The sequence below is a fragment of the Paraburkholderia sp. FT54 genome (genome assembly GCF_031585635.1).
GTDB lineage: Bacteria > Pseudomonadota > Gammaproteobacteria > Burkholderiales > Burkholderiaceae > Paraburkholderia.
Genome location: NZ_CP134197.1, coordinates 790,758 through 814,759, shown reverse-complemented (window position 1 = coordinate 814,759; position 24,002 = coordinate 790,758). Strand labels below are relative to the sequence as shown.

13 protein-coding genes are annotated in these 24,002 nt (G+C 62.5%); 5 read left to right on the top strand and 8 right to left on the bottom strand.

Features of this window, described 5'->3' with window-relative positions; all coding sequences use genetic code 11:
• The first annotated feature begins 23 nt into the window (after nucleotides 1-23).
• From RI103_RS36430 to RI103_RS36415, 4 genes are all read left to right on the top strand, one after another.
• The gene (locus RI103_RS36430) at nucleotides 24-728 is read left to right on the top strand and encodes an urea amidolyase associated protein UAAP1 (protein ID WP_310818899.1); all 705 of its coding nucleotides are present in this window, start codon (nucleotides 24-26) and stop codon (nucleotides 726-728) included.
• Nucleotides 729-743: 15 nt separating this feature from the next.
• Nucleotides 744-1,385, top strand: a complete 642-nt coding sequence (locus RI103_RS36425) for an urea amidolyase associated protein UAAP2 (RefSeq protein WP_310818898.1) — start codon at nucleotides 744-746, stop codon at nucleotides 1,383-1,385.
• A 175-nt stretch (nucleotides 1,386-1,560) separates the two neighbouring features.
• Nucleotides 1,561-5,160 (top strand): urea carboxylase, encoded by a 3,600-nt coding sequence (gene uca / locus RI103_RS36420; RefSeq protein WP_310818897.1) that lies wholly within the window; start codon nucleotides 1,561-1,563, stop codon nucleotides 5,158-5,160.
• Nucleotides 5,161-5,412: 252 nt separating this feature from the next.
• Nucleotides 5,413-6,243: a 3-keto-5-aminohexanoate cleavage protein gene (locus RI103_RS36415; RefSeq protein WP_310818896.1), complete on the top strand. Its 831-nt coding sequence runs from the start codon at nucleotides 5,413-5,415 to the stop codon at nucleotides 6,241-6,243.
• A 60-nt stretch (nucleotides 6,244-6,303) separates the two neighbouring features.
• Here the strand turns inward: RI103_RS36415 and RI103_RS36410 are convergent, their stop codons facing one another.
• Nucleotides 6,304-6,777 (bottom strand): ferritin-like domain-containing protein, encoded by a 474-nt coding sequence (locus tag RI103_RS36410; RefSeq protein ID WP_310818895.1) that lies wholly within the window; start codon nucleotides 6,775-6,777, stop codon nucleotides 6,304-6,306.
• Between the two features lie 518 nt (nucleotides 6,778-7,295).
• Here RI103_RS36410 and RI103_RS36405 point away from each other — a divergent pair.
• Complete coding sequence (locus RI103_RS36405) at nucleotides 7,296-7,736, top strand: SET domain-containing protein-lysine N-methyltransferase (RefSeq protein ID WP_310819398.1); 441 nt, start codon at nucleotides 7,296-7,298, stop codon at nucleotides 7,734-7,736.
• On the opposite strand, the gene RI103_RS36400 is transcribed toward RI103_RS36405, so the two are convergent.
• The 7 genes from RI103_RS36400 to recC form a co-directional block, all read right to left on the bottom strand.
• On the bottom strand, nucleotides 7,709-9,613 hold the full coding sequence (locus tag RI103_RS36400) for an EAL domain-containing protein (RefSeq protein WP_310818894.1): 1,905 nt from the start codon (nucleotides 9,611-9,613) through the stop codon (nucleotides 7,709-7,711). The two genes, RI103_RS36405 and RI103_RS36400, sit on opposite strands and share 28 nt — an antisense overlap.
• Nucleotides 9,614-9,632: 19 nt before the next feature.
• Nucleotides 9,633-11,333, bottom strand: coding sequence for a methyl-accepting chemotaxis protein (locus RI103_RS36395; RefSeq protein WP_310818893.1), 1,701 nt, complete (start codon nucleotides 11,331-11,333; stop codon nucleotides 9,633-9,635).
• Between the two features lie 838 nt (nucleotides 11,334-12,171).
• Nucleotides 12,172-12,987 (bottom strand): formate/nitrite transporter family protein, encoded by an 816-nt coding sequence (locus tag RI103_RS36390; RefSeq protein WP_310818892.1) that lies wholly within the window; start codon nucleotides 12,985-12,987, stop codon nucleotides 12,172-12,174.
• Nucleotides 12,988-13,751: 764 nt separating this feature from the next.
• A complete protein-coding gene (locus RI103_RS36385) occupies nucleotides 13,752-14,351 on the bottom strand; it encodes a hypothetical protein (protein ID WP_310818891.1) in 600 nt (199 codons plus the stop codon).
• Nucleotides 14,352-14,444: 93 nt separating this feature from the next.
• A complete protein-coding gene (gene recD, locus RI103_RS36380) occupies nucleotides 14,445-16,478 on the bottom strand; it encodes an exodeoxyribonuclease V subunit alpha (protein WP_310818890.1) in 2,034 nt (677 codons plus the stop codon).
• Nucleotides 16,475-20,173 (bottom strand): exodeoxyribonuclease V subunit beta, encoded by a 3,699-nt coding sequence (recB, locus tag RI103_RS36375; RefSeq protein ID WP_310818889.1) that lies wholly within the window; start codon nucleotides 20,171-20,173, stop codon nucleotides 16,475-16,477. The genes recD and recB overlap by 4 nt, the downstream gene beginning before the upstream one ends.
• A complete protein-coding gene (gene recC / locus RI103_RS36370) occupies nucleotides 20,163-23,816 on the bottom strand; it encodes an exodeoxyribonuclease V subunit gamma (RefSeq protein ID WP_310818888.1) in 3,654 nt (1,217 codons plus the stop codon). Before recC ends, recB begins: the two co-directional genes overlap by 11 nt.
• Nucleotides 23,817-24,002 lie beyond the last annotated feature (186 nt).

The window sequence follows — 24,002 nt, the reverse complement described above, 5'->3', positions numbered from 1 at the left end:
GCCTAAATGGGAATCTTGACAACATGGATTTGCTACTTGAAGAAACCGTCCCCGGAGGGGGTCATGCATCGTTGATCGTCAAACGCGGCCAATCGTTGCGCATTACCGACCTGCGCGGCGGCGCGAACGTCAGCGTTATGTTGATCAATGCAGCCGAGAAGAGCGAACGGCTCAATCTTCCCGATACGCTGAAGTGCCAGCACACCGCGAAACTGACGGCCGGTCACTGCCTTTATTCCGATATGGGCCGCGTGCTCGCAGCAATCGTCGCGGATACCTGCGGCTGGCACGACAGCATCGGCGGCGTATCGAATGCCGAAGAAGTGCATGAACGGTACGGGACCGGCCGCTATCAGGAACTGCGCAATGCGTTCCATCGCAACGGTACGGACAACCTGCTGGTCGAATTGGGCAAGTGGGGGCTGGGCATCTCCGATCTGCTGATGACGCTCAATCTCTTCAGCCGTGTCGACGTCACCGACGCGGGCGCCTTGAATTTCGTGCCTGGCAATTCGAAGGCGGGCGACTACGTCGACCTGTATGCACCGATGAATACGCTCGTCGTGCTCACCGCGATCCAGCATCCGCTCGATCCGCATCCGGAATACGCGCCCAAGCCGGTCAAGCTCGCGTTGAGCCATGCGGAGCGCGACGTCGCCGAATTGTGCCGAACCGCCTGTGAGGAAAACGTGCGCGGTTTTATCAACACCGATCGTTTCTTTCTCTGAGCGGAACCCGACATCATGAAAACGACGCTTACAGTCAGTGACAAACGCCCAGAACACGCAGTCTTTCGCGAGACACTCGCGGCCGGTGAACCCTGGCTTCATGAACTGAAAACGGGGCAGACGCTGCGCATTCTCGATCTGGAAGGCAATCAGGCGGTCGATACGCTGTTCTTCAGTCTCGCCGATCCGCGTGAACGTTTTGACCCGCAACGCACGCTGCGTCGGCAGAAGAATCTCTATCTGACGACCGGTACCGTGCTGTATTCGAATCTTGGCAATCCGATGCTGACGATCGTCGCCGACACCTGCGGCCGCCACGATACGCTCGGCGGCGCTTGCGCGCAGGAGAGCAACACGGTGCGCTACGCGCTGGAAAAGCGCTACATGCACAGCTGCCGCGACAACTACCTGCGCGCCTGTGCGCACGACGGACGTCTGTCGAAGCAGGAAATCGGCGCGAACATCAACTTCTTCATGAACGTGCCGGTGACGTCCGAAGGCGGACTTACATTCGAAGACGGCATCTCGGCGCCGGGCAAGTATGTCGAATTGCGCGCGCAAATGGATGTGATCGTGCTGATCTCCAATTGCCCGCAGTTGAACAATCCATGCAATGCCTATAACCCGACGCCCGCTGAGCTCCTGATATGGAACTGAAGCGTATCCGCAACTGGCTTTATTTCGTCATGCTGGTTCGGTCCGGACGTTGCTGCACTCGCACGCGCGAACAACTGACTCACGCATATCGCTGACACGGACCTCTGCCGCGGACGACCGCGGCATGCAATTCCCACGTGGCGGGACGGCCTGCCCATGAATCCAGTCTCCTCTCATGTTCGAGAAAATCCTGATCGCCAATCGCGGCGCCATTGCGTGCCGCATCCTCAGAACGCTGCGTGAACTCGATGTAACAGGTGTCGCCGTCTATGCGGAAGCGGATCGTGCGAGCCTTCATGTGAGCGAGGCGCCCATCGCGCACAGTCTCGGCGATGGGCCGGCCTCCGCCACCTACCTCGACACAGAAAAAATCCTCACGATCGCCCGCCGCGAAAACGTGCAGGCAATCCATCCCGGTTACGGTTTTCTGTCGGAGAATGCGGCGTTCGGCGAAGCGTGCGAAGCAGCAGGCATCGCTTTCATCGGACCGACGGCCGCACAATTGCGAGCTTTTGGCCTGAAGCACACGGCTCGCGCAATCGCGGCGGAAGAGGGCGTGCCGATGCTCGAAGGCACGGGCTTGCTCGACGATTTGCCCGCAGCCCTCGATGCGGCGGCGTCGATCGGCTACCCGGTGATGCTGAAAAGCACGGCGGGCGGCGGCGGTATTGGCATGCGGGTGTGCTGGAATGCCGGGGAACTGAGCGCGCATTTCGAAGTGGTGAAGCGCCTCGGCCAGAACAACTTCAGCGATGCGGGCGTGTTCCTCGAAAAGTACATCGAGCGGGCGCGGCATCTGGAAGTGCAGGTTTTCGGCGACGGTCTCGGCGATGCGATTGCCCTCGGCGTACGCGACTGCTCGGTGCAGCGGCGCAACCAGAAGGTGCTCGAAGAGACGCCCGCGCCGAATCTGCCGCAAGGCATGGCGGCCGCCTTGTGCGACGCCGCGGTGAAACTCGCGAAAGCAGTCGAGTACCGCTCGGCCGGCACGGTGGAATTCGTCTACGACAGCGCCGCGCAGCAGTTTTATTTCCTCGAAGTGAATACGCGTCTGCAGGTCGAACATGGCGTGACCGAGCAGGTCTGGGGCGTGGATCTGGTGCGCTGGATGATCGAACTGGCGGCGGGTACGCTCGCGCCCTTGCACGAACTCGCGGCAGGTCTGGAGCCGCTGGGGCATGCGATTCAGGCACGGCTCTACGCCGAAGACCCGGGCCGCGATTTCAAACCGAGCCCGGGCTTGCTGACCGACGTCGCGTTTCCGCTCGCCGACGGCCGAGCGCTGCGCATCGATACGTGGATCGAGGCGGGCTGCGAAGTGCCGCCCTATTTCGATCCGATGCTTGCCAAGGTGATTGCGTGGTCGTCAACGCGCGAGGCGGCGCGCCACCTGCTCACCGACGCATTGAAGAACACACGAATCTATGGCGTGGAGACGAACCGTGACTACCTGCGGCAGATCGTCGACGATCATCCGTTTGCGTCGGGTGAGCCGTGGACGCGCTGCCTTGAAGGGCTCAAGTATTCGGCGAGCACGGTCGAAGTCGTCAGCGGCGGCATGCAGACGACCGTGCAGGACCATCCGGGCCGCCTCGGTTATTGGGCGGTCGGCATTCCTCCATCCGGTCCCATGGACGACCGTGCGCTGCGGCTCGGCAACCGGTTTCTCGGCAACGATGCCGACGCTGCCGCACTCGAAGTGACGATGAGTGGGCCGACGTTGCGCTTCAACACGGACGCCGTCGTCGCCGTGACGGGTGCGAATCTTCCCGTGCTGCTTGACGATGTCGAACAGCCGTTGAACACGACCCTGTTGGTCGCCGCCGGTTCGACGCTCGCGCTCGGCACGATTCGCGGCGCCGGCGCGCGTGCGTACCTGTGCGTGCGCGGCGGCTTCGACGTCGCGGTGTATCTCGGCAGCCGCAGCACCTTCACGCTCGGCCAGTTCGGCGGGCACGGCGGTCGAGCGCTGCGCGCGGGCGATGTACTGCATCTTCAGCCGCTGCTGGATGAAGACGCGGGTAGGGTACTCGCCAACGTTCCCGCGCTGGAAACCGTGCGCACACTGCGCGTGATCTATGGTCCGCACGGCGCGCCGGAGTACTTTAGCTCGCGTTATATCGAGCAGTTTTTCGACACCGAATGGGAAATCCATTTCAACTCCAGCCGCACCGGCGTGCGTCTGATTGGACCGAAGCCGGAATGGTCGCGCGAGGATGGTGGCGAGGCGGGGCTGCATCCGTCGAATATTCACGACAACCCATACGCGGTCGGTGCAGTCGATTTCACTGGCGACATGCCCGTGATTCTTGGACCCGATGGTCCGAGCCTTGGCGGCTTCGTTTGTCCGGTGACGATCATCGAGGCGGATCTTTGGCAAATCGGCCAGTTGAAGGCCGGCGACAAGGTGCGCTTCGTGCCGGTGCGGATCGATGAAGCGCGCAAGGCGGCCCGCCAGCGTCTGCGTGAATTGCAAACGCTCGAATTCGAGGGGGAGCCGGCACTCTCGAAGGAAGTGGCACTCACGTCGCCTATCGTCCTCGATACCGGCACCGATCGCGAACGGCTTGTCGCGCGTGTTTCCGGCGACACGCATCTGCTGCTTGAAATCGGGCCGCCGGAACTCGATCTGGTACTCCGGTTCCGGAGCCATGCGCTGATGCAGTCATTCGAATCGATGGCGCTGCCTGGCGTGATCGATCTGACGCCCGGTATCCGCTCGCTGCAGATTCACTATCAGCCTGAAAGGCTGCCGCTCTCGCAACTGCTCGGAATTGTCGAGCGCGCATGGCAGCATGTGCTGCTGCAACGGGATTTGCGCGTGCCGTCGCGCATCGTTCATTTGCCGCTGTCGTGGGACGACCCCGCGTGCCGTCTCGCCATCGACAAATACATGACGACGGTGCGCAAGGACGCGCCATGGTGTCCGAGCAATCTCGAGTTCATCCGCCGCATCAACGACCTCGATTCGATCGATGCCGTCAAGCAGATCGTCTTCGATGCCAGCTACCTCGTGATGGGCCTCGGCGACGTGTATCTCGGCGCGCCTGTCGCCACGCCGCTAGATCCGCGTCACCGGCTGGTGACGACCAAATACAACCCCGCGCGCACCTGGACGGCGGAGAACTCGGTCGGGATCGGCGGAGCCTATCTATGCGTGTATGGGATGGAAGGGCCCGGCGGTTATCAGTTCGTGGGGCGCACGTTGCAGATGTGGAACCGCTATCGCGAAGTGGCGGATTTTTCAGGACGGCCATACCTGTTGCGCTTCTTCGACCAGATCCGCTTCTACGAAGTCCCCGCCGACGAATTGCTGCGCATCCGGGCGAACTTTCCCCTGGGGCGCTACCCGTTGAGGATTGAAGGGACCGAGTTGTCGCTTACCGACTATCAGGCGTTTCTCACGCGCGAATCCGCTGGCATCGAGCAGTTTCGGGCGCGCCAGCAGGCCGCGTTTCAGGCCGAGCGGGAGCGCTGGCGCGAAGCCGGGACGGCGGAGGAAAGTTTCGAGGCACCCGTCACGGAGAACGCGGAACTGGCGCCGCTGCGGGACGGTGAAGTGGCGGTGGACAGTGAGATCGCCGGCAGCCTTTGGCAGGTGCGGGTGGCGCCCGGCGAAACAGTCGCGGCGGGCGACGTGCTGCTCATTATCGAGTCGATGAAAATGGAAATCTCCGTGTGCGCGCCGTGTGCAGGGATCGTCGGCGAGATTCACGTGGTGCCCGGCTCGCCGGTGGGCGCGGGGCAACGGGTTGCGGTTATCGAGCGTATTTGACTATTCCGGTTGGCCTCGTGCGCCACCTCTTGCTGTCCAAATGCCATCTCAACGGGCCCCACGCTGATGAGTTGTGGTAGCGCGGGCGAGCCGACCGGCTGCTCGCGTTCCGTCTGTTCTAAGGTACGCGGTCCCCATCGCGCGGATTTGAACTAGACTTGGAGCACGTGGTGTGCGGGCATTTCGCCGGCCACGCGGTCATGATCGGCCGCCATATAGGCGGGACGGAAACCTTGAACTGGAGTGTGAGCCATGAGCGAACCGTGCATTATTTCCGTTGCCATCACTGGCTCAGTTCCGCGCAAGAAGGACAACCCGGCTGTGCCGATCACGATCTCCGAGCAGATTGAAAGCACGCACGAAGCGTACGAAGCCGGAGCATCGCTCGTGCATCTGCACGTGCGTGACGAACAGGAGAACTCCAGTTCTGACCGGTCGAGTTTCGCCTCTCTCCAGGAGGGCATCCGGAAGCACTGCCCTGACATCATCATCCAGTTTTCGACAGGTGGTCGTGGCCGTTCATTCGAGCAACGCGGCGCGATGCTCGATCTGCGCCCGGATATGGCGTCGCTCGCGACGGGCTCCGTCAATTTTCCCACTACCGTCTACGAAAATCCGCCGGACTTCGTGCGTGCGCTTGCGCAAATGATGCTCGACTACGAGGTCAAACCGGAAATCGAAATCTTTGATCTTGCGATGTTGTACAGCACAGTGGACCTCGTGCAACAAGGGCTGCTGACATCTCCTGTGCACGTTCAGTTCGTGATGGGTGTAAAAAACGCGCTGCCCGCGCGTCGCGAGATTCTTGAGTTCGAGGTCAAACAACTCGCGGCGCACTTGCCGGATGCAACGTGGACCGCAGCCGGTATCGGACGGCATCAGTTGGAGGTCAATCACTGGACTCTCGAAATGGGCGGCCACTGCCGCACAGGTCTGGAAGACAACGTGCGCTGGGACAAGGACACGCTGGCAAAGAGCAATGCGCAACTGGTTGCGCGGGTGGCCTCATTGTGTGACGAATATGGCCGGCGGGTGGCGAGCGCCGCCCAGGCGCGTGAAATGCTGGGTCTGCCGGCCAGATAGGCCGACGCGGCGCGCCACCACGCGTGGCGCGCCACGCGCATGTCACCATAGTCCGTTAGATCAGGGTTGACCCGTCTGGCGTTCAGCCGACGTCGTCATTTCTCCAGGGCGGCGCAGCATCTTGTCGACTTCGCCCGCGTGCATCTCTTCGACATGAATCATCTGACGGGCGAACTCTTCGAGTGCAACGGAGCGGTCCTCGACCAGCGCGAGCAGTTCGCGATAAAGCGCCAGCGCGAGGTTCTCGGCTTGCAGCGATTCGCGGAGGATCGACGCGATGTCGAATGTGTGGGAGTCGAGGAGGGGCCCGATCGCAAGCGACGGATAAGCGCCCAATGTGGTGATCCACTCGCCGACCTGCTGTGCGTGCAACAGCGATTCGTCGGCCTGCTCGCGCAGCCAGGACCTGATCGGAATGCGTCCGAAGCCGAAAACAAGAAACGAGTAGTGCGTATATCGAACGACGCCGGCCAACTCGGATTCGAGAATCCGGTTCAGCACCGCAACGACGTCTTCCTTGTCTATCTCTGCCATTTGGTCGCTCCTTTTTTGTCGCCGCGGCAGACACGCTCCGCGATTCGCCGCCTGTGCCACGCCACATGATCTGGGCGGATACTTGTTAAATGTAGTCCCGCAAGGCGATCGCGCAAGGCGTTAGTTGGAAACTACGGGTTTGCGTCGGCCAGCGGCGAGAGGGAAGGACTCTGTCGCAGGGCTGGAACGCTGTTTGTTTTGGTGTCAATTTGACATAATCGTGGCGGCGAATTTTTGGCGTGGTCTCCGCCAAGTTCAAATGTCCGCTTTTTCGCGGGGGAGCTGGCCGGCCGCCGGCGGTCCGGCACGGGAGGCTTTGATGGCCGCGACCGAACGGATAGCGATCGATGACGATGCGCAAATTGGGCCGGTTCAAGGCCATCCAGGACATCCCTGAGGCTAGCTCAAGCCGTCGTGCGCGGCGGAACGGTTCAGGCGGACGACACACCCCTCACGTCGAAGTGGATGCGAAAATTGGCCGCCCATATACTGGCGCTTACCTCGGTAAAGGAAACACTATGCGGCGCGTGATCGTTCGGCGGTCTTCAGTTCATGGAAAAGGCGTGTTCGCCATGCGCGCGCTCGCGGCGGGCGACCGTGTGCTCGAGTACAAGGGCGAAATCACGGCGTGGCGTGATGCCGTTCGCCGGCATCGGCGGGAAGGCGTCGCGGGACATACGTTTCTCTTCGGCCTGTCGGACGGACGCGTCATTGATGGCAGCCGCGGCGGCAACAGCGCGCGGTGGCTGAATCACGCGTGCGCGCCTAACTGCGAGACCATCGAAGACGGTGATCGCATTTACATTCACACACTGCGCGCCATCGAGCCGGGCGAAGAACTGTTCATTGAGTATCTGCTGGCCATTGACGAACCTTCAGATGAAGAGGTCCGCGCCCAATACGCGTGCCGGTGTGCTGCCGCGGAGTGTCGTCAGTCGATGCTGGCGGACGCGGTTTGAACAGAAGGATGCAGGCATTCTTCCCTGATCATCAGCAACGCTAGTTTCCCCAAGGGGCTTTTCGGATTTTGCGGATCTGGCAAACCGCGCTGGTTGCCTAGCCACGCAATCATCTGTTGCGCCGGCATCGGACGGGCGATCCCATAACCCTGAGCGGCGTCGGCGCCGAGAATCACGATGGCTTCGAGTAGCTCCGCGCCCTCGACTCCCTCCACGATCACGGATTTGCCCAACGAATGGCCGAGCCGGGTCAGATGGTAGATGAAATGCAGCACATTGGAAGGGTCCTGGTCGACGTGGCTCACGATACCCCGGTCAATCTTGACCCAGTCGAATGGCAGCTTTCGCAAACGGTTCAGGCTACTGTGCCCTGAGCCTAGATCGTCTTCGGCGAGGCTGACGCCAAGCGCCTTGAATTTCGCCAGTTCGCGGGACACGTCCACACCGGACGGAAGTGCACCCGTTTCCAGAATTTCCAGGACCAGCAGGTGCGGGGCGCAGCCGTGTTCTGTCAAGGCCTGCCGGGTGGCTTCGAAATAGCGGATGTCGCTCATCGCACTGGGCGGCAGATTGACGGACACGGTCAAGTCAACGCCGCCTTGCAGCCAGCGATTTCTCTGGGCCAGCGCTTGCCCGAGTCCCCGGACGTAGAGCTCCAGGAAATCGTCCGAGGACAGCGCCGGAAAAAACTCTCCAGGCATCAGCAGCCGATCGCCGTCCCGCAGGCGGGCCAGCGCCTCGACTTTGGTCACCTGACCGGTCCTGAGATCCAGCAGCGGCTGGTAGTGCATTTGCAACGCGTCCGATCTGAGCAGCGCCGCCCAATGCTGCCGGATCGCATGCGGCACCGTGACGGTATGTCCTTCGCTATTCTCGATACGAGCAATGGCGAACCCGAGGAGGGTTTGCAGCTGCGCGATAAAAGTCATCTGGTCTGCTGCCGCATATCCTCCCGGAAATGCGCTGTACAAGGACAGGATGGCCATCGGAGGGTGGCCCGGCGGGCTCAGAGGAATCGCCGCGCTGGAGCGAAATCCTTCGCGCCGCGTGAGGCGCTTCCAGGGCACCGCCAGAGGATCCGTCTGGAAATTGACGATCCGTTCGACCTTTCCGCTACGCCAGGCCCGGCCGGCCGGCCCCCGACCCTGAGGACGATCGCCATCCGAGACAGGCCGGTCCGCGGAGCTCTCCAGTTCAGCGCGATATTTCTCGATGGTCTTGCCCGAGACCGACTCGAAGCGGAACACCCCCTCGCTGTCCGGTCGGCCTACTGAGCATCCCGCGACCTCATCATGCGTGCCGAGTATTTCACCGACCCCGACAATCAGGCCGGTGTAGCTGTGCGCGTCCCACGCCAGTCGGGTAATGCCCAGCAACACGTCCTGACGCGAGGTCTGCAACTGCTGGTAGGCCTCTGTCTGCCAGGCCAGATCACGGGCAAGGCGCCGACCTAACACTCTGAGTGCTTCACCGTGCACAGTCGTATCCACATTGTTGTGAATCGCCGCGGCAAGGAGTCCACCACTGCGGATCAGGTCTTCGGTCTCCAGCCCCACCATGGCATGGACACGCCCTATCCGCAGTGCCATCGCGCGGTGATCCCTTGCGGTCAGATCAGGGGCGGCAAGGGTGCATAGAATCTGGATCTGCTGCGATTTGACATGCTGGAGCTCGCACTCGGACAGAGCCTCGAGAATGTGCTTCGAACTGGGCAGCCGGGTCAAACCTTCGTAGACCCGGCTGACAATGTCGCTGGCATTACGCTGCAATGCCTCTGCCAGGGATGTGAGTGCTGATGCCCACGCGGAGCTGTACAGGTGCGACTCATCATCCATCAGATCATTGTCACGAGTCGGATCGGGAGCGACGTTCGACATGGTCGGAGATCCCACCTGCTTAAAAGCGGTCCCACTCGCCGGCTTCAACGGTTTGCGCTATCCGAACGGGCTGCGGTGCGGGTCGCTTCAGGGTTGCCGTAGCGGGCGCCTTGGTGTGCGCTGGAGCCGCCTTAAGCCTTTGTGCGACCGGACGGCTGACCTCGGCGCCGCGGGAGGCGTTGAGCCTGAACATCGACACGGACGCTTTCAGATCGGTCGCCTGCGACTCGAGCGAGCTGGCGGCGGCCGCCGCCTGTTCGACCAGCGCCGCGTTCTGCTGCGTGACTTCGTCCATCTGCGTGACGGCCTGGTTGACCTGGCCGATGCCCTTACTCTGTTCCTGCGATGCGGCGGTGATTTCACCCATGATGTCGGTCACACGCCTGATCTCGTGAGTGATCTCGCGCATCTTCGCGCCCGCTTCCCTCACATGGCCGGCGCCCGCCTGCACGCGCTCGACCGATTCGTGGATCAGCTCCTTGATTTCCTTCGACGCCGCCGACGAGCGCTGCGCCAGCGAACGCACTTCCGAGGCCACCACCGCAAAGCCCCGTCCCTGTTCACCCGCTCGTGCGGCTTCGACCGCCGCATTCAGTGCAAGGATATTGGTCTGGAAGGCGATGCTCTCGATGATGCCGACAATGTTAGCAATCCTGTCCGAGCTGGCGTTGATGCCTTCCATGGTTTCGACCACGCGCGACACCACGGTGCCGCCCTGCTCAGCCACCGAAGCGGCCTGCGCGGCGAGCTGGTTGGCCTGACTGGCGTTGTCAGCATTCTGGGTGACGGTCGAGGTCAGCTGCTCCATGCTGGCCGCTGTTTCCTCGAGCGAGGCGGCCTGCTCTTCGGTGCGCTGCGACAGGTCCTGGTTGCCTGCTGCAATCTGGTGTGTGGCGGTGGCAATCGAGTCGGCCGATGTCTTGATCGTGCCGATCGTGTGCGTGAGTTGCTCCTGCATGCGCTTCATCGAGAAGAGCAGGCTCGAGCGGTCATCCGGTGCCGTCTTCACAACGGCGGTCAGGTCGTTGTTGGCGATCTTGTTGGCGATCTCGGCGGCATAGGACGGCTCGCCACCCAGTGAGCGGAGGATGCCGCGGTTGAGCAATACCACGACAGCCGACAATGCCCCGGCCAGTACCACCAGAATTCCGAGGCTCTGATACAGCGACGAGCGGAACGCCGCATCGAGGTCGTCGATATAGAGCCCCGTGGTGAGAATCCAGTCCCACGGCTGATAGGTCAGGTTGTAGGCAATTTTCGGGAAAGCTTCGGTGCCTCCTGGCTTCGCAACGCTATATGCGGTAAAGCCACGGCCGTCGCGCTTGACGAGAGCGACCATCTCCCTGAAGACGTACACACCGTTCGGATCCTTGTAGTCGCTGACGTCCTTGCCATTCAGCTCTGCGTTCGTCGGGTGCATCAACACCTTTGGCTGAAAACTGACGATCTGAAAATAACCGTCCTGGCCATAACGCATGTTCCGGACGCTGTCGATTGCCCGCTTCTGGGCTTCCGTCACGGGCATGGAGCCGGCGGCCGCCTGATCGCCAAAGGTCTTGACCACACTCAGGGCGATCTCCGCCGCGTGTTTCAGGTCCGCTTTGCGCTCCTCCAAACGCATTTCTCGAGTCTGGTATGCGTTATAGACCGATATTCCAGTGAGACATAGCAGGCTCAGAACCAGCGGCAGCCAGAGCTTCTGGACGAAAGACAGTTTCATACCTACGGACCCTTGCGTTGATCATGTCACGAGCAAGCAGATTGCATTCAGCGCACGTAATTCAAACATCACATGTATATCGGCTGAAGTTCGCTCTACTTGAGCGGACAGTGACGGATGCGGCTATTTGCCGCAGACTGGCTGGGGAACATCTGCGCAAGAAATGCCGGACGGAGTTCGCGGGCCGCCACGAGTACTGCGGGCATGAAGCCGTCGGTGCGTTTGAAAATAGGAGGAATCCTAACGGATGGTCACGTAACAGCAACATCAAGACGGGGACCGTGCCGCCGGTGGACGGCATCTAGACCGATCTGAGCTTGCTGCCCCAATCGTTCACTCTTGAGCGCGCCGACAGCAGCGTGAAGGGCCACGCCGCCTAACGCAAGGTCTCCGAGATCGGCCAGGACCAACTGCTCGAAACGCCCCTAACCTGGTCAGGGCTGCAACATCCATCGAATGTGATACTGCGACCGGAGGTATTCGAAGATGCGCCTCGTCGCCGCGCAGACACGCAGAGGTACTTTCGTCTGCAGAGAGGTGGGAGGATTCTCCCGGCGACCCGGGTTACCTGTGAGTGCGGATTTTGGGGTCCGTCGACAGCCCCTTGCCGCCAGTAGGACCTGCCCCATTTGACCCAGGATTAAATAAGCGAGGCGTCACCGTCGGCTCGCCGAGCGGCGACAAGGAGCGACATGTCATGCACGATGATTCCGTGGAATACAGGACATCGGCGATCATGCCGCTCGCCTCGATTTCCATCTTAGGTTATGCAGCGACAGCGATAGTCGTGCATCCCACGAGAGCGCCAGTCATCAATGACGTAGCACGCGTTTCTGGGTCAATTGGTTCGAGCCCGCTCCGATGCCGGCGTGCGGGCCTGAGAGGCATGGCCGATACCGCCTTCCTGCATCCAGTAGCCGAGGCCCATGAAGATTGCTCCGCCTGCCAGATTGCCCGCGGTCACGAAGAATTCATTGTGGATAGCGCCTGCAAGCGTAATTGAGGCGGGATGATCAGCCATCAACGCAAGCGCAAACGCAAACATGTTTGCGACGCTGTGCTCGAAGCCGCTTGCAACGAATGCGAAAATAGGCCAGAAGATCAGTCCGAGCTTCGCTGCGTCGTTCGTCGTACGCGCGGCCATCCAGATCGCGAGGCAAACCAGCCAGTTGCAAAGCAGGCCCTTGGCGAACAGAGGGAGATCTGGGGCAGACATCTTTGCCTCCACCGCCTTGAAGAATGCCTCTGAACCGTCAGTCAATAAAACCCCGCCGCCTGCTGCGTGCATAATGGCCGCCAGAACAATGGCGCCTATGAGATTTCCGATCCAGCATGTCACCCACACTAGCAACATGCCGCCGATCCCCGTCTCACCTTTAAATACGGCAAACGGCATATACATTGCCGTTCCCGTGAAAAGATCGGACCCGGCAAACACAACTATCGTAAGGGCGCACGCAAATACGGCACCCATCACGAGGTGCACGTAGGCTGGGCCGACGTGCGCGCCAACCGAAAACATGAGAATGTCGCCGAAGCCAATATAGGCTCCCGCCATTGCCGCACCGATCAGAAAAGCCAGCGGCGATCGCTGCACAGTCGATGCTTTGTGAGCACCCACCTTCGCGAACTTGTCGATACTCTCTGCGTACATCACTGCTCCACATTAAGGGTGTGCCTCCGCTGCCCGGGAGGTGTTGAGGCAAACTGACGCATATGCCTGTTTTCGAAGCCGTGATATTCGCCAGGAAACTTCTAAAAGTCGACGATTGGCTTTACATGCCGCAACTGTGCTCCTTGAGATTGCTATCTTTTGTACTCTTCCTGGCGTCTTTTCCTTATAGGCTGAATATGGCAGAAAGTTAGTTTATTGGTTATGGAAAGGAGGTCGTAATTGAGAGTGCAACCGAATGCCGCAGTACGACGCGATAGCTCATTGCTCTGTAACCCCTCTGCTCACGCTTCACATTAGTGCGGATTCGCCGTGGTCGAATACACCGTATCGGATGCCTTTGCCGTTAAGGCAAACAGAGACGTGATGAGAAGGACCTGCCTTCCATTTCGTGAGCGGCTGCAACTGTTTCTGCCCACGTGCCGGCAGAGCTGGAAAACAAAGAGCCCGCAGCAGCCGAGGCTGCGCGGGCGAACACTCGCGACAGGGGACACGCGAGCGAGGAGACACGGTGGTGGCCTGGTTCGGTATCGAACCGCGCGCTACCATGGGATCAGAATAGACGGACGGCGCAAAAGAAACCATTCTACGAACGGTCGCTGCAGTGTTCCGTCTGTATCGTGCGCTTATACGATTGGATACGCAGACTCGAGTCTCACGGCCTTGCAGCCTGCGGAAGTAATTCGCCAGCACCTCCCGCAACCGCCTGATCGCTTCCTTCTGCATCCGGCCGATGCGGCTCGCTGTTACGCCGAGCCTGGCAGCGATAACCTCGCCGCGCCGCTCGCGCCGGCGAGGCGGGCATGAGCTTCGGCATGATTGGCTGACGCCCATTGATACACGCGCTCTAGCACCGTCTCATAGGCGCGCGCAAAGAACCATTGCGTTCGGCTCAATTCCCAGGAGTAACCGAACACGCCTTCGCTGTCGACGATGAAATACGGCTGACGCGCCTTGACCATGAAGCCTGCTTCGAAATCCCACGCGATGCTGGCGAGAATCGCGGCGAGATCATCCACGTTCGTCGCTGTTCGTAAGCCACGCAGCGATTGGTCGCCCAGGATCAGTGCCTCGCGCACCTCGTTGAATTCGGCATGAAGCCGCGAGCGAACCGGGTCGATGAAGATGTCGTCACAAAGCGCGGCATCGATATGGATGATCTCTTCAAGCCGGACAGAATTCACAAAGAAGCGGGGGTGAATGCGTACATGTCTCTCGGGCAGGGGCATAGGACGTTCTCCGAAATTCGGGCGATCCGATTTCGATCGTATGGACATGCGTTTTATGGATTGCAAACGGTTTTGATTGCCGCAATGAGCGTCAATTGTCGTTTCGTATCGGGACATTTTCTGTCCCGATACGGGTTCGAGCCCTCAGGAAATGCCAAGGTCTACTGGCGGGAGGGACTATTGATGCTCTCGCCATGCTTCCTCGATACGCTAGAGAGGGTTATTCGGACCGAGTGTTGCAGCTTCCAGGCGGCGTCCTAGCGCGCTGGTTCGATCGGTGCGCTGCGCGATTGCATACGCGAGTGTTTCGCGGTTTGCCGATACGAGGGTGAGTTGCGTGCGCGCCCGCGTGACGCCCGTGTACAGCAGCTCGCGGGTAAGAACCGCGCTTTGCTCGGGTGGCAGCACGAGCGCCGTATGCCCGAATTCGGAGCCTTGCGACTTGTGGACGGTCATCGCGAATGCCGTCTCGACATGCGCGAGCCGACTGCATAGCACGCTGCGCAGCGTGGTGCCGTCGGCGAAATAGACGCGCAGCGCGTCGCCTGAAGGACCTCTGAGTGCAATGCCCACGTCTCCGTTGGACACGCCCAGTTCGGCGTCGTTACGCGTGACGAGGACGGGACGCCCTTCGTACCATTCGCCGGACGCACTGATCAAACGGTCGTGCGCCAGTTTTTGCCGGATCGCTTCATTCAGGCCGCTCACACCCCATGCCGTGTCGCGTAGTGCGCACAACACGCGGAAGCGATCAAACGCGGTGAGTACGTCGAGCGCCCAGCGATCGTGTTCCGGGTTATCGGCACGGGCAGCGATCACCTGGAGATAGGAAGCATATCCCCCCGCCGTGTTTGCACCGCCATGGCTCGCGAGCTGCACGATCGCCGCGGGGGTTGGCGTGACGAGCCAGCGCGCTTCGGCGTCGTCCTGCGTGGACAACACGGCCTCTGCTTCGGCCACGTCGCCATTGTTGATGTGTTTCGCCAGTCGACCGATCGCTCCGGCAAAGCGCCGGCTTTCGGTCAGCATCACAGCTTGCTGCGCGAGTCCCGAGCTGCGTGCCGAACCGGGCTCGCCGAGCTGGAATCCCGTGGTCGCTTGAATGTAGTCGCGCGTGGAGGCGTCGTATAAGGAGACTCCGGTGTCGTTGCACAGGTCCGCGAGGACCGCACCGGCTTCGACCGAAGCCAGCTGATCCTTATCGCCCAGCAGAATCAGGCGCGCATGCGGCGGAATCGCGTTCAGGAGGGCGGCCATCATGCCGAGGTGAATCATCGACGCTTCGTCGACCACGACCACGTCCACATCGAGCGGATTAACGGCGTCATGGCGCAGGCGTGCCGTGTCGGGGCGCGCGCCTAGCAACTTGTGCAGGGTCTGTGCCGGACCGATCATGCTGGCGAGATCGCGCGTGTGCAGCCCGTTTGCGAGCGCTACGTCGAGATTTTCCAGCGCACTGCTGATCGATGCCGTCAGACGCGCGGCCGCTTTGCCGGTCGGCGCGGCGAGCGCGATGCGCGGTTCGGAGCCGGATGCTGCCGTGGCGAACAGCAGCGCGAGCAGCCGCGCGACCGTGTAGGTCTTGCCGGTCCCCGGACCGCCGGTAACGAGCGTGAAGTGCCGCCGCAATGCGACGGCGCAGGCGACGCGCTGCCAGTCCGGCTGGTTGGCGTCCGTGACCGGTTTGAAGAGTTTTTGCAGCCACATCCGTACGGCGTCGTTGTCGAGCGGAATCGTCTGTGCGACACGCGCGGCGATGCCCGTGGCCACATCGCCTTCGTGACGCCAGAAACGGCGCAGATAAAGGGTCGTGCCGGCCAGCACGAGCGGCTCGTTATGATCGGCCGCCGACGCGTCGCACACGACGCCGGTTGCGCGCAACTGCGCCGCCCACTCGTGAGCGTCGGCGGGAATGAGACGCGCGAGCGCGGCGCCGGCCGCGCGGGCTTCGTCGCTCGGCGCCTCCTTGGCGGATGCAAGCCGCACATCGAATGGCTCGGCCGCCCAGGCGGCAAGTTCGATGCAGGTATGGCCGCGTCCTTCCATCATGGCGGCCAGCGCCGCTGTCACGGTGACCAGCGGCGCATTGCCTACCGCGCGGCGCGCCACGAATTCGGCGAAAGCATAGTCGAGCCGACGCAGCCAGCCTGCGTTGGCACACGTTTTCAGATCGCACAGCACCTGATCCAGATTCGCCGGCGGCGCTCCGTGCGTTGCCGCTGAAAGTTCGGCGGTCGGGCTCATGCGGGAACTCCGATGGGGCTCAGCGCGCGATCGAGCGCGTCCAGCTGAACGGGGTCGGTTGGGATGGTGACGCAGCAGTGCGCGCCGGGGCCAATCCCGCGCAAATAAAAGAACGCTGCGCCGCCCAGATGTTGAGTCGGATCGTAAGACTCACCGAGCCGGGCTCGCAGTAACCGATGCAATGCGACGAGGTACAGCACGCCTTGCAGGTCGTAGCGATTCTCTGCCGTGATCTTCTCGAGAGCGGCCCGTGTGTACGCGCTGTCGGTGCGTTCGACAATGCTCGTCTTGTAGTCGAGCAGCCAGTAACGTCCATCGTGCTGGAAAACGAGGTCGACGTAGCCTTTGAACATGCCGCGCAGCGTGTGGTCCGGCAGTGCGCCGCGTGGCGCGTCAAGCTCGATCCAGCGGCGGCAGATCGCGTCGATCTGTGCAAGCGACGCGTTGCGCGACGGCATCCAGAACTCCATCTCGCTGAAATACGTGTGAGGCCCGTCAGCGGGCGGCGGCAGCGAGGCGAGCGAGAAAGGCGGGGCGCCCGCTACCAGCGTGAACGGCGCGGCAACAATCGCGCGCAGCCATGCGAGCACAGCTTCGGCCTGGTGGCTCCAGCGGTGCCTTTTGCAGCGCTCGCCGATCAGGCGGGCGAATTCATCGGTATTGACGAACGCGAATCCCTTCGCCGAAAGCCAGTCGAGTTGCTCGTGGATGAAGTCGCCAATATCGGCGCCGGCCGGCAAGTCATGCCACGGCCAGCGCACGGCGGGCGCCGCCGGCGCTTTGGCGACCGGACCCTCGGGGGCGCCCGCGGCCGACTCCGCGTCGTGTCGGCGCCTGCGCGCGTCACTGCGGTTTTCACCCGGCGCGACCGGCGCCAGCGTGCGCTTCACGGCGGAAAAACTCGACACGCCCCAAGCACGATCGAGCGACGTGGTGAATTGCAGCGCGTCAGTGAGCGCACTGCGGGTCTCGGCTCGCGAAAGCGGCGTGCAATCCGGCTGCGCCGGAATGGCGACACAGTCGATCCCCGCGCCGTTCAACACGCTCTTCAGCCTGGCGGAGAGTGCGGTGGACTCATTCGGCTCCCCTGCATTCAACAGATAGCCGAGCGCCGTTTTCGGCAGCAGCTCCGTCGTTCTCTGCGTTACGTTGGCGGCGCCGAGCCAGACGGCAAAGCGTGCCCGCGTCAAGGCGACGTAGAGCAAGCGCACGTCTTCCTGACGGCGCTGCTCGTCGGCGCGTTCGAGCGCCTCGGTCTCGAGGCGATAGTCGAAACGGCGCGAGCCGTCTTCGTCGGCCCACGAGAAGAATGCTTTGCCTTTCCTGTCCACTATCCGGCACGACGATGCGAAGGGCACGAACACAAGCGGATACTCCAGCCCTTTCGACTTGTGGATCGTCACGATCTTGACGAGATCGGCATCGCTTTCGAGCCGGACCTTTTGATGGTCCGGCGCGTCGAGCGCCTCCGCGGCGTCGTCGATCTGGCTGGACAGCCAGCGTACCAGCGCGTGCTGACCGACGACTTCCTGCGCCGCGGCCTGCAGCAGGTCGCCGATATGCAGCAGGTTGGTCATCACGCGTTCGCCATCGCTGTGGCCGTGAGCGAGCAGGCGCGCCGGCAGATCCAGATCGTGCAGTGTCCGGCGCAGCATTGCGAGCACGCCCTGGCGCGCCCATGTGGCATTCAGTACGCGCAGCTTGTCGACGCGTTGGTCCCATGCGTAGTCGTCGGTCGCCAGTTCTGCCAGCGTTTCCAGCGATTCGCCCAAACTCGGCGCGGCCCAGGCGGCGCGCGCCGCATGGCCGTCGAGCGGGTTTGCGACCGCTTTGAGCCAGCGCCAGACGTCGAGCGCTTCCTGGCTGCGCAACACCGAGTCGCGTTCGGACAGATAGACACTGGCGACCTGCCGGCGACGCAGCGCGTCGCGCACCGCCGTGGCCTGCTTGCCGCTTTGCACCAGCACCGCGATATCCGCGGGTCGCAGGCGTTCCTTCAGCACGCCATCGGCGGCGAACCCTGCGTTGGCATCGTTGAGCAACTCGGCGATCTGTTGTGCACACGTTTCGGCATAGTGCGAGCGATATGCTTTAGTGGCTAGCGGTTCATCGGTGTACCAAACGGTTAGCGGCGCATGGAGGCCGGCCTGCGTGACGAAGGTCCGGTCGCGGCCCTTCGCACCGACTTTCACGAACGGCACCGGGTTGCCCTGCGGCGTGCGAAACAGGAACGCCGCGCGGGGGAAGGCCGGCGTGCCGTTCAGTCCTTCGGCATGGCCGAAGACATGATTGAGCGCGTCGACGACGGCCACCGTCGAGCGAAAGTTCGTATCGAGGTCATAGTGACGGCCAAGGGTTGCTTTGCGCGCCAGCAGATAGCTATGGATATCCGCGCCACGAAAGCCATAGATCGACTGCTTGGGATCGCCGATCAGCACGACGCCCGTTTCCGGGGCGTTCGCATCGATCTTGTAGAGGTGGTCGAAGATCCGGTACTGGACCGGTGCGGTGTCCTGAAACTCATCGATGAGCGCGAATGGATACTGATCGACGATTCGTTTGCGCAGCCTTGCGGCGTTTTCGCCCTGCAGCGCGGTGTCGAGTCGTTCGAGCATGTCAGCGAAGCCGAAGTTCGCGGCCTGCTGTTTCAGTGTGCGCAGGCGTTCACGCACGACTGCGGTGGCGTGCTCGAGGATCACTTCGGTGAGCGGCGTCAAGGCGTTGCAGTCTTCACGGAGTTTCGGCAACGCGTCGATATGCGGATGCTGGGGCACCGGACGGTCCTGGTATTGCGCTGCCTTGATGCCGTCCGGGCAGAGCCGCTTCCATGCACTGTCCGTCACCGTAGTGGTTTCCGCCGCGGGATTCGACGCCCAGGCGCTCAGTGCCAGCATCCAGCTCTCGATCCAGTCCTCGCGCACCTTCGCACGGCTCAGGGTCTGCGTCGGGCCGGCCTGAACCTGCTCCAGAAGCCACGCCTCAAGCGCCTGGAAGCGTTGCACCCAGCCGGATTTCAACGCTATGCGAGCGGCCAGCGCCGCTGCGAACGCGGCGGAGAGCGTCGCGGCGGGCCTGGGCCATTGGCGATCGATGGCCATCATCTGTTTGATGTGTTTCGCCAACTGCGTCACCGAGTCGAAACAGGCGCTGAATGCGTCGAAGTCGGCGCCTTGGAGCGGATAGACATGCTGCCGCCAGTAGTCGCGCACAGCGTCGTCGAACAACGCGGAGTCGTTGGGTGCGAGCGTCTCGTCGAACAGATTCCCGCTGTCGAATGCATGCTCGCGAAGCATCCGCTGGCACCATGAATCGATGGTGAAGATCGCGGCGTCGTCCATCGCGCTCGCGGCCAGCGATAAACGGTGAGCAGCGCCGCTGCGCAGCTGCGGATCGGCATAGCTGTGCCAGAGTCCCGTGAGGAACGGATCGCCGCTGGCGGCCGGCGCGCGCAGGCACGCGGCGGCTTCGATCAGGCGGGCGCGAATGCGGTCGGACAGCTCGCGCGTGGCACTGCGCGTGAACGTCATGACGAGAATTTCCGACGGCGCGAGCGGCGCGCTAAATGCGTTCTCGCCGCCGTGACCCAGCACGAGGCGCACGTACAGCGCGGCAATCGTCCAGGTCTTGCCGGTTCCAGCGCTCGCTTCGATCAGGCGGCTGCCGTGCAGGGGAAAGCACAGAGGATCAAGAGACATTTTCGGCAGCTTTTTTGCGTGACGAGCGGTTCGTCTTTGTGGCTTGCGGTGCGATAGCCGCGGATTCGTCTGCGTTTGCTTCGGATTCCTGGTCGTATCGCAGCACGGTCAGCGCATCCAGTTCGTCGCTCATCGGTTTGAAAAGCGTGAGCGCGAAGTCTTCGAAGCCGAGCCCGTCCGGCGTGCGATGCGCCAGCAGGGCATCGAAATCGGGAAACGCACGGGCGATGCACGGCTCCTTGCCGTCACCGGCAAATTGCTCCGAGCCGATGTACTTCTGCTCGGCGTCCTCCAGCTGGTCCGGCGCCGGCGCCGACGCGAAAGCGAGAGCCGTGGCAAATGCGAACGGTAGCGGCGAGCGCACGCCGGCGCTATACGTTGCAAGGAGCGTCGACAATTGCTGGCGCGCTCGCTCGGGGTCGATCGGCGGCCAGATCAGCGCGGCGTCGAGGCCGATTACCACGCCGGTGCACGACAGTCCGCACGCGGCCGCCGCAACTTGCAGCAGGTACTCGAAGAGCAGTTTGTCCTTCATCGCGACGGGAGGCTTGCCACGCCGTTTGGCCGAAAGCTGGCTGGGCCGCACGCGCACCCATTGCAATGTGCCGTCTGGTTCTTCGCGCAGTCCGTCGACCCAATCGACTAGTGCAACGTGCTCGCCCTCGGCTTCCGGCTGCGCTGTGGACTGCTGGTTGGCGTAGCGCAGCGGCAGTTTGCTCACCTGCGCGGGGCGGGTCTTCTTTTGATGCGCGTCCCAGTGCTGGATGAGCGGCAGAAGTTCTTCGGCCAGACTGTCTTGCAAACGCTCGCCGAAGCCACCAATCGGCAAGCGGCCGGTTTGGGAAAGCCGTGCCGCAGCCGTTCGCAACTGGAGGTCGCGGTCGCCGGCGGGGAGTGCATCGTTTTCACGCAACGAATCGAGCAGCGTATCGCGCAACGCATACTGCTGGAGGCCGTCGAGATCGAAGGGTTCGTCGTCCTCGGCGCTGCGCAGGCGCTCTTCGAACGTCACGTTCAGACGATCGCGGAAGAATTGTTTGACCGGATTTCTGAGGAACGCCTCGAGCATTTTGAGCGTAAGTGCCTGCAGCGCCTCGCCGGACAACTGAAGGGATTGCGGTCCAGCGGCGGCGGCCGGCGGGTTCGCGTAGACGGCGCGCCACTCGCGTGCGTACGTCGCCAGTGCGCCGCCTTCGAAGTAGCGGCGGCTGAACGGCTGCAGCGGGTGTTCGGTCGTCAGCCGCTCGACCGAAGCGCGGCCCCAGCCCGCCTCGAGATAGTCGCGTAACTGCGATACCAGCGTGGACGGCGGCTGCTCCGTGTTATCGCGCACGCTACGGCCGGTCCAGCTTATGTACAGCGTGTGTCGGGCGGCAAGCAGCGCTTCCAGCATCAGGTAGCGGTCGTCGTCGCGGCGCGCACGGTCGCCTGGGCGGCGCTGTGCGGCGAGCGCCAGCAGATCGAAGTCGGGGTGGCTCGCGCGGCGCGGATAGTCGCCGTCGTTCATACCGATCAGGCAGACCACCTTGAACGGGATTGCCCGCATCGGCATCAGTGTGCAGAAGGTGACGCCGCCGTACTGGAAGCCGCGCATGTCGCGCGGCGCGTCGAGTTCGTCGAGCCAGGCCTCGCGCAACAACTCGGCCGGCACGGCGTCTTCGAAACCGGCGTCCGCGCACAATTGCACCCAACGCGCGAGCGCGGTCCGCATCGAGGCAAGTGTGAAGCGGCTTGGCTCGTCGCGCTCGTCGAAGAAGGTCGAGAGCAGTTCGCGTGCGTGTCCCGACCATGCGTCCGGTGTGTAGTCGCTGCTCAGTCGCCTGCGCCAGTCGCGCAGCGCTTCGATCAGCTCGGCCAGTTGGCCGACTAGCGCAGCATCGAGGCCGGCCACGTCGGCGTAGGGTTCGATGTCGTCGAACATGGCATCGGCGCCGTTTGCGTAGCCGAGCAACATCCGGTTCAAGCCGAACGACCATGTGTTGAGTTCACCGCATTCGCTCAGTTGCAAGGCATCGCGATGCTCCGCGTCGAGCCCCCAGCGGATCCCGGCGCCTTCCATCCAGCGCGAGAGCCGCGCCAGATCCGGCTCGTCGAAGCCAAAGCGGCGCGCCACTGCCGGCACGTCGAGCAGGTCGCGGATTTCGCTCAGGCGGCAACGCCGCGTTGGCAACGACAGCAGCCATTCCAGCGCGCGCGGCAAAGGATCGTGGGCGCGCGCCCGCTGGTCTGCCAGCTGGAACGGAATGTAGCGTGGGTCGTTGTGGCCGAATTGGCCAAAGATCGCCTGGATAGCCGGCGCGAAGGGCTCGATGTCCGGCATCATCACCACAACGTCACGCGGTGCGAACGTGCTTTCACCGCCGGCGGCATGGCGCTGGAACAGGGCCAGCAACTGGTCGTGCAGAATCTCGATCTCGCGTTCGGCGCTGTGTGCGATATGGAAGACGATCGAGCGGTCGTCGTGATTCACGTCAAGCGGCTCGCCCTCAGGCAGCGGCTCCATGTCGCGGATGGCAGCCTGCACCTGGTCGAGCAGCGGCGCTGGCCACTCGGCCGGCTCGCTATCGTCGAAAACTTCGGCGCGGCGCAGCTGCGGATGCCTTTCTTCGAAAGTGTCGAGCAGACTCAGGAAGTCGCGCCCCTGACGGCCCCATGCGGCGAGCAGCGGATTGCCGTGCATGTACAGCGATTCCAGTGGAAACTCCGCGAGGTCGACGCCATTGCGCAACTTACGCTGACCGCGATTGCGGGAGCGCAGCAGGTCGCGGCCTTCGATCAGATCGCCCCAGTAGTATTGGCACGGATTCGGTACGGCGATGATCACGAGGCACTGCGAGCTCAATGCTTCGAGCGCCTGCAGCGTCTGCTCGGGTAGGGACGATGCGCCGAACAGCACGATACGGCGCGGCAAGCCACGGACAGTGCCGTGTTTCAACGCATCGACAAAGCGCCGGTGCACATCGGCTCGCCCACTGGCCGCGGCGGCCGCCGGGTTGGCGGCAGGGTCGGCCGTCCCGATATCGGCGAGGATGGCGCGCCACAGTGCGGCTTGCCATACCTGATCGCCGTTGAGCGGCCCAGGCTGATCATTGGCGTCGATCAACACGTCGTTGCCGGCCGCCCATGCCGCGAGCCAGTCGCCGCGATAAACCTGGTACTGGTCGTACAGATCGGCGAGACGACTTGCCAGTTGCAGCCGGCGCCGCGGTTCGCCGTTTTGCAGGAACGCGTGCAATGGCGCGTAAGAGTCGACGCCGACGCCGACGCCGTTGTCGTCCGGTGACGTGGCGGACGACGCGCTAGCCGCCCCGCATACCGTCGTGAGTAGACGCATCAGCCGCCATGCAAGCGGGTCCTTGTCCAGCGGCGAGACTTCGGGCACGCCGACGTCGCCGAGAACCTGCGCATAGGCGCGCCAAAGGTAACGGCCTGGCAGTTCGATCGAGGTTGCCGCGCAGATGCCGTCGGCGGTCGCCATCTGAAGGCGAAGCCAGTCGGCGATGCCGTTGCTTGGGACGAGGAATATCTCCCGTTCGAGGGGCGCCAGCGGTGCGCTGGCGAGTTGTTCTGCAACAAGTGACCAAAGCGTCTCGAGTCTGTTCCCGCTCAGTACTACAAGTCCGCGCTTATCGACCTGGCTCATCTGGATCCCGGTTAGCGGCTCCGGCGTCGTATGGCTGCGACAGCGGAAGTCTGATATGACATTGATGGTTATCGGCGCCGGAAAGACTTTTCTTTAGATAAACACGGGTACTCGCCTGATGCGGTTTTCAGGGTGCAGGGTGGGATCGGGACACAAAATGTCCCGACTTCGGAATACGATGACGGA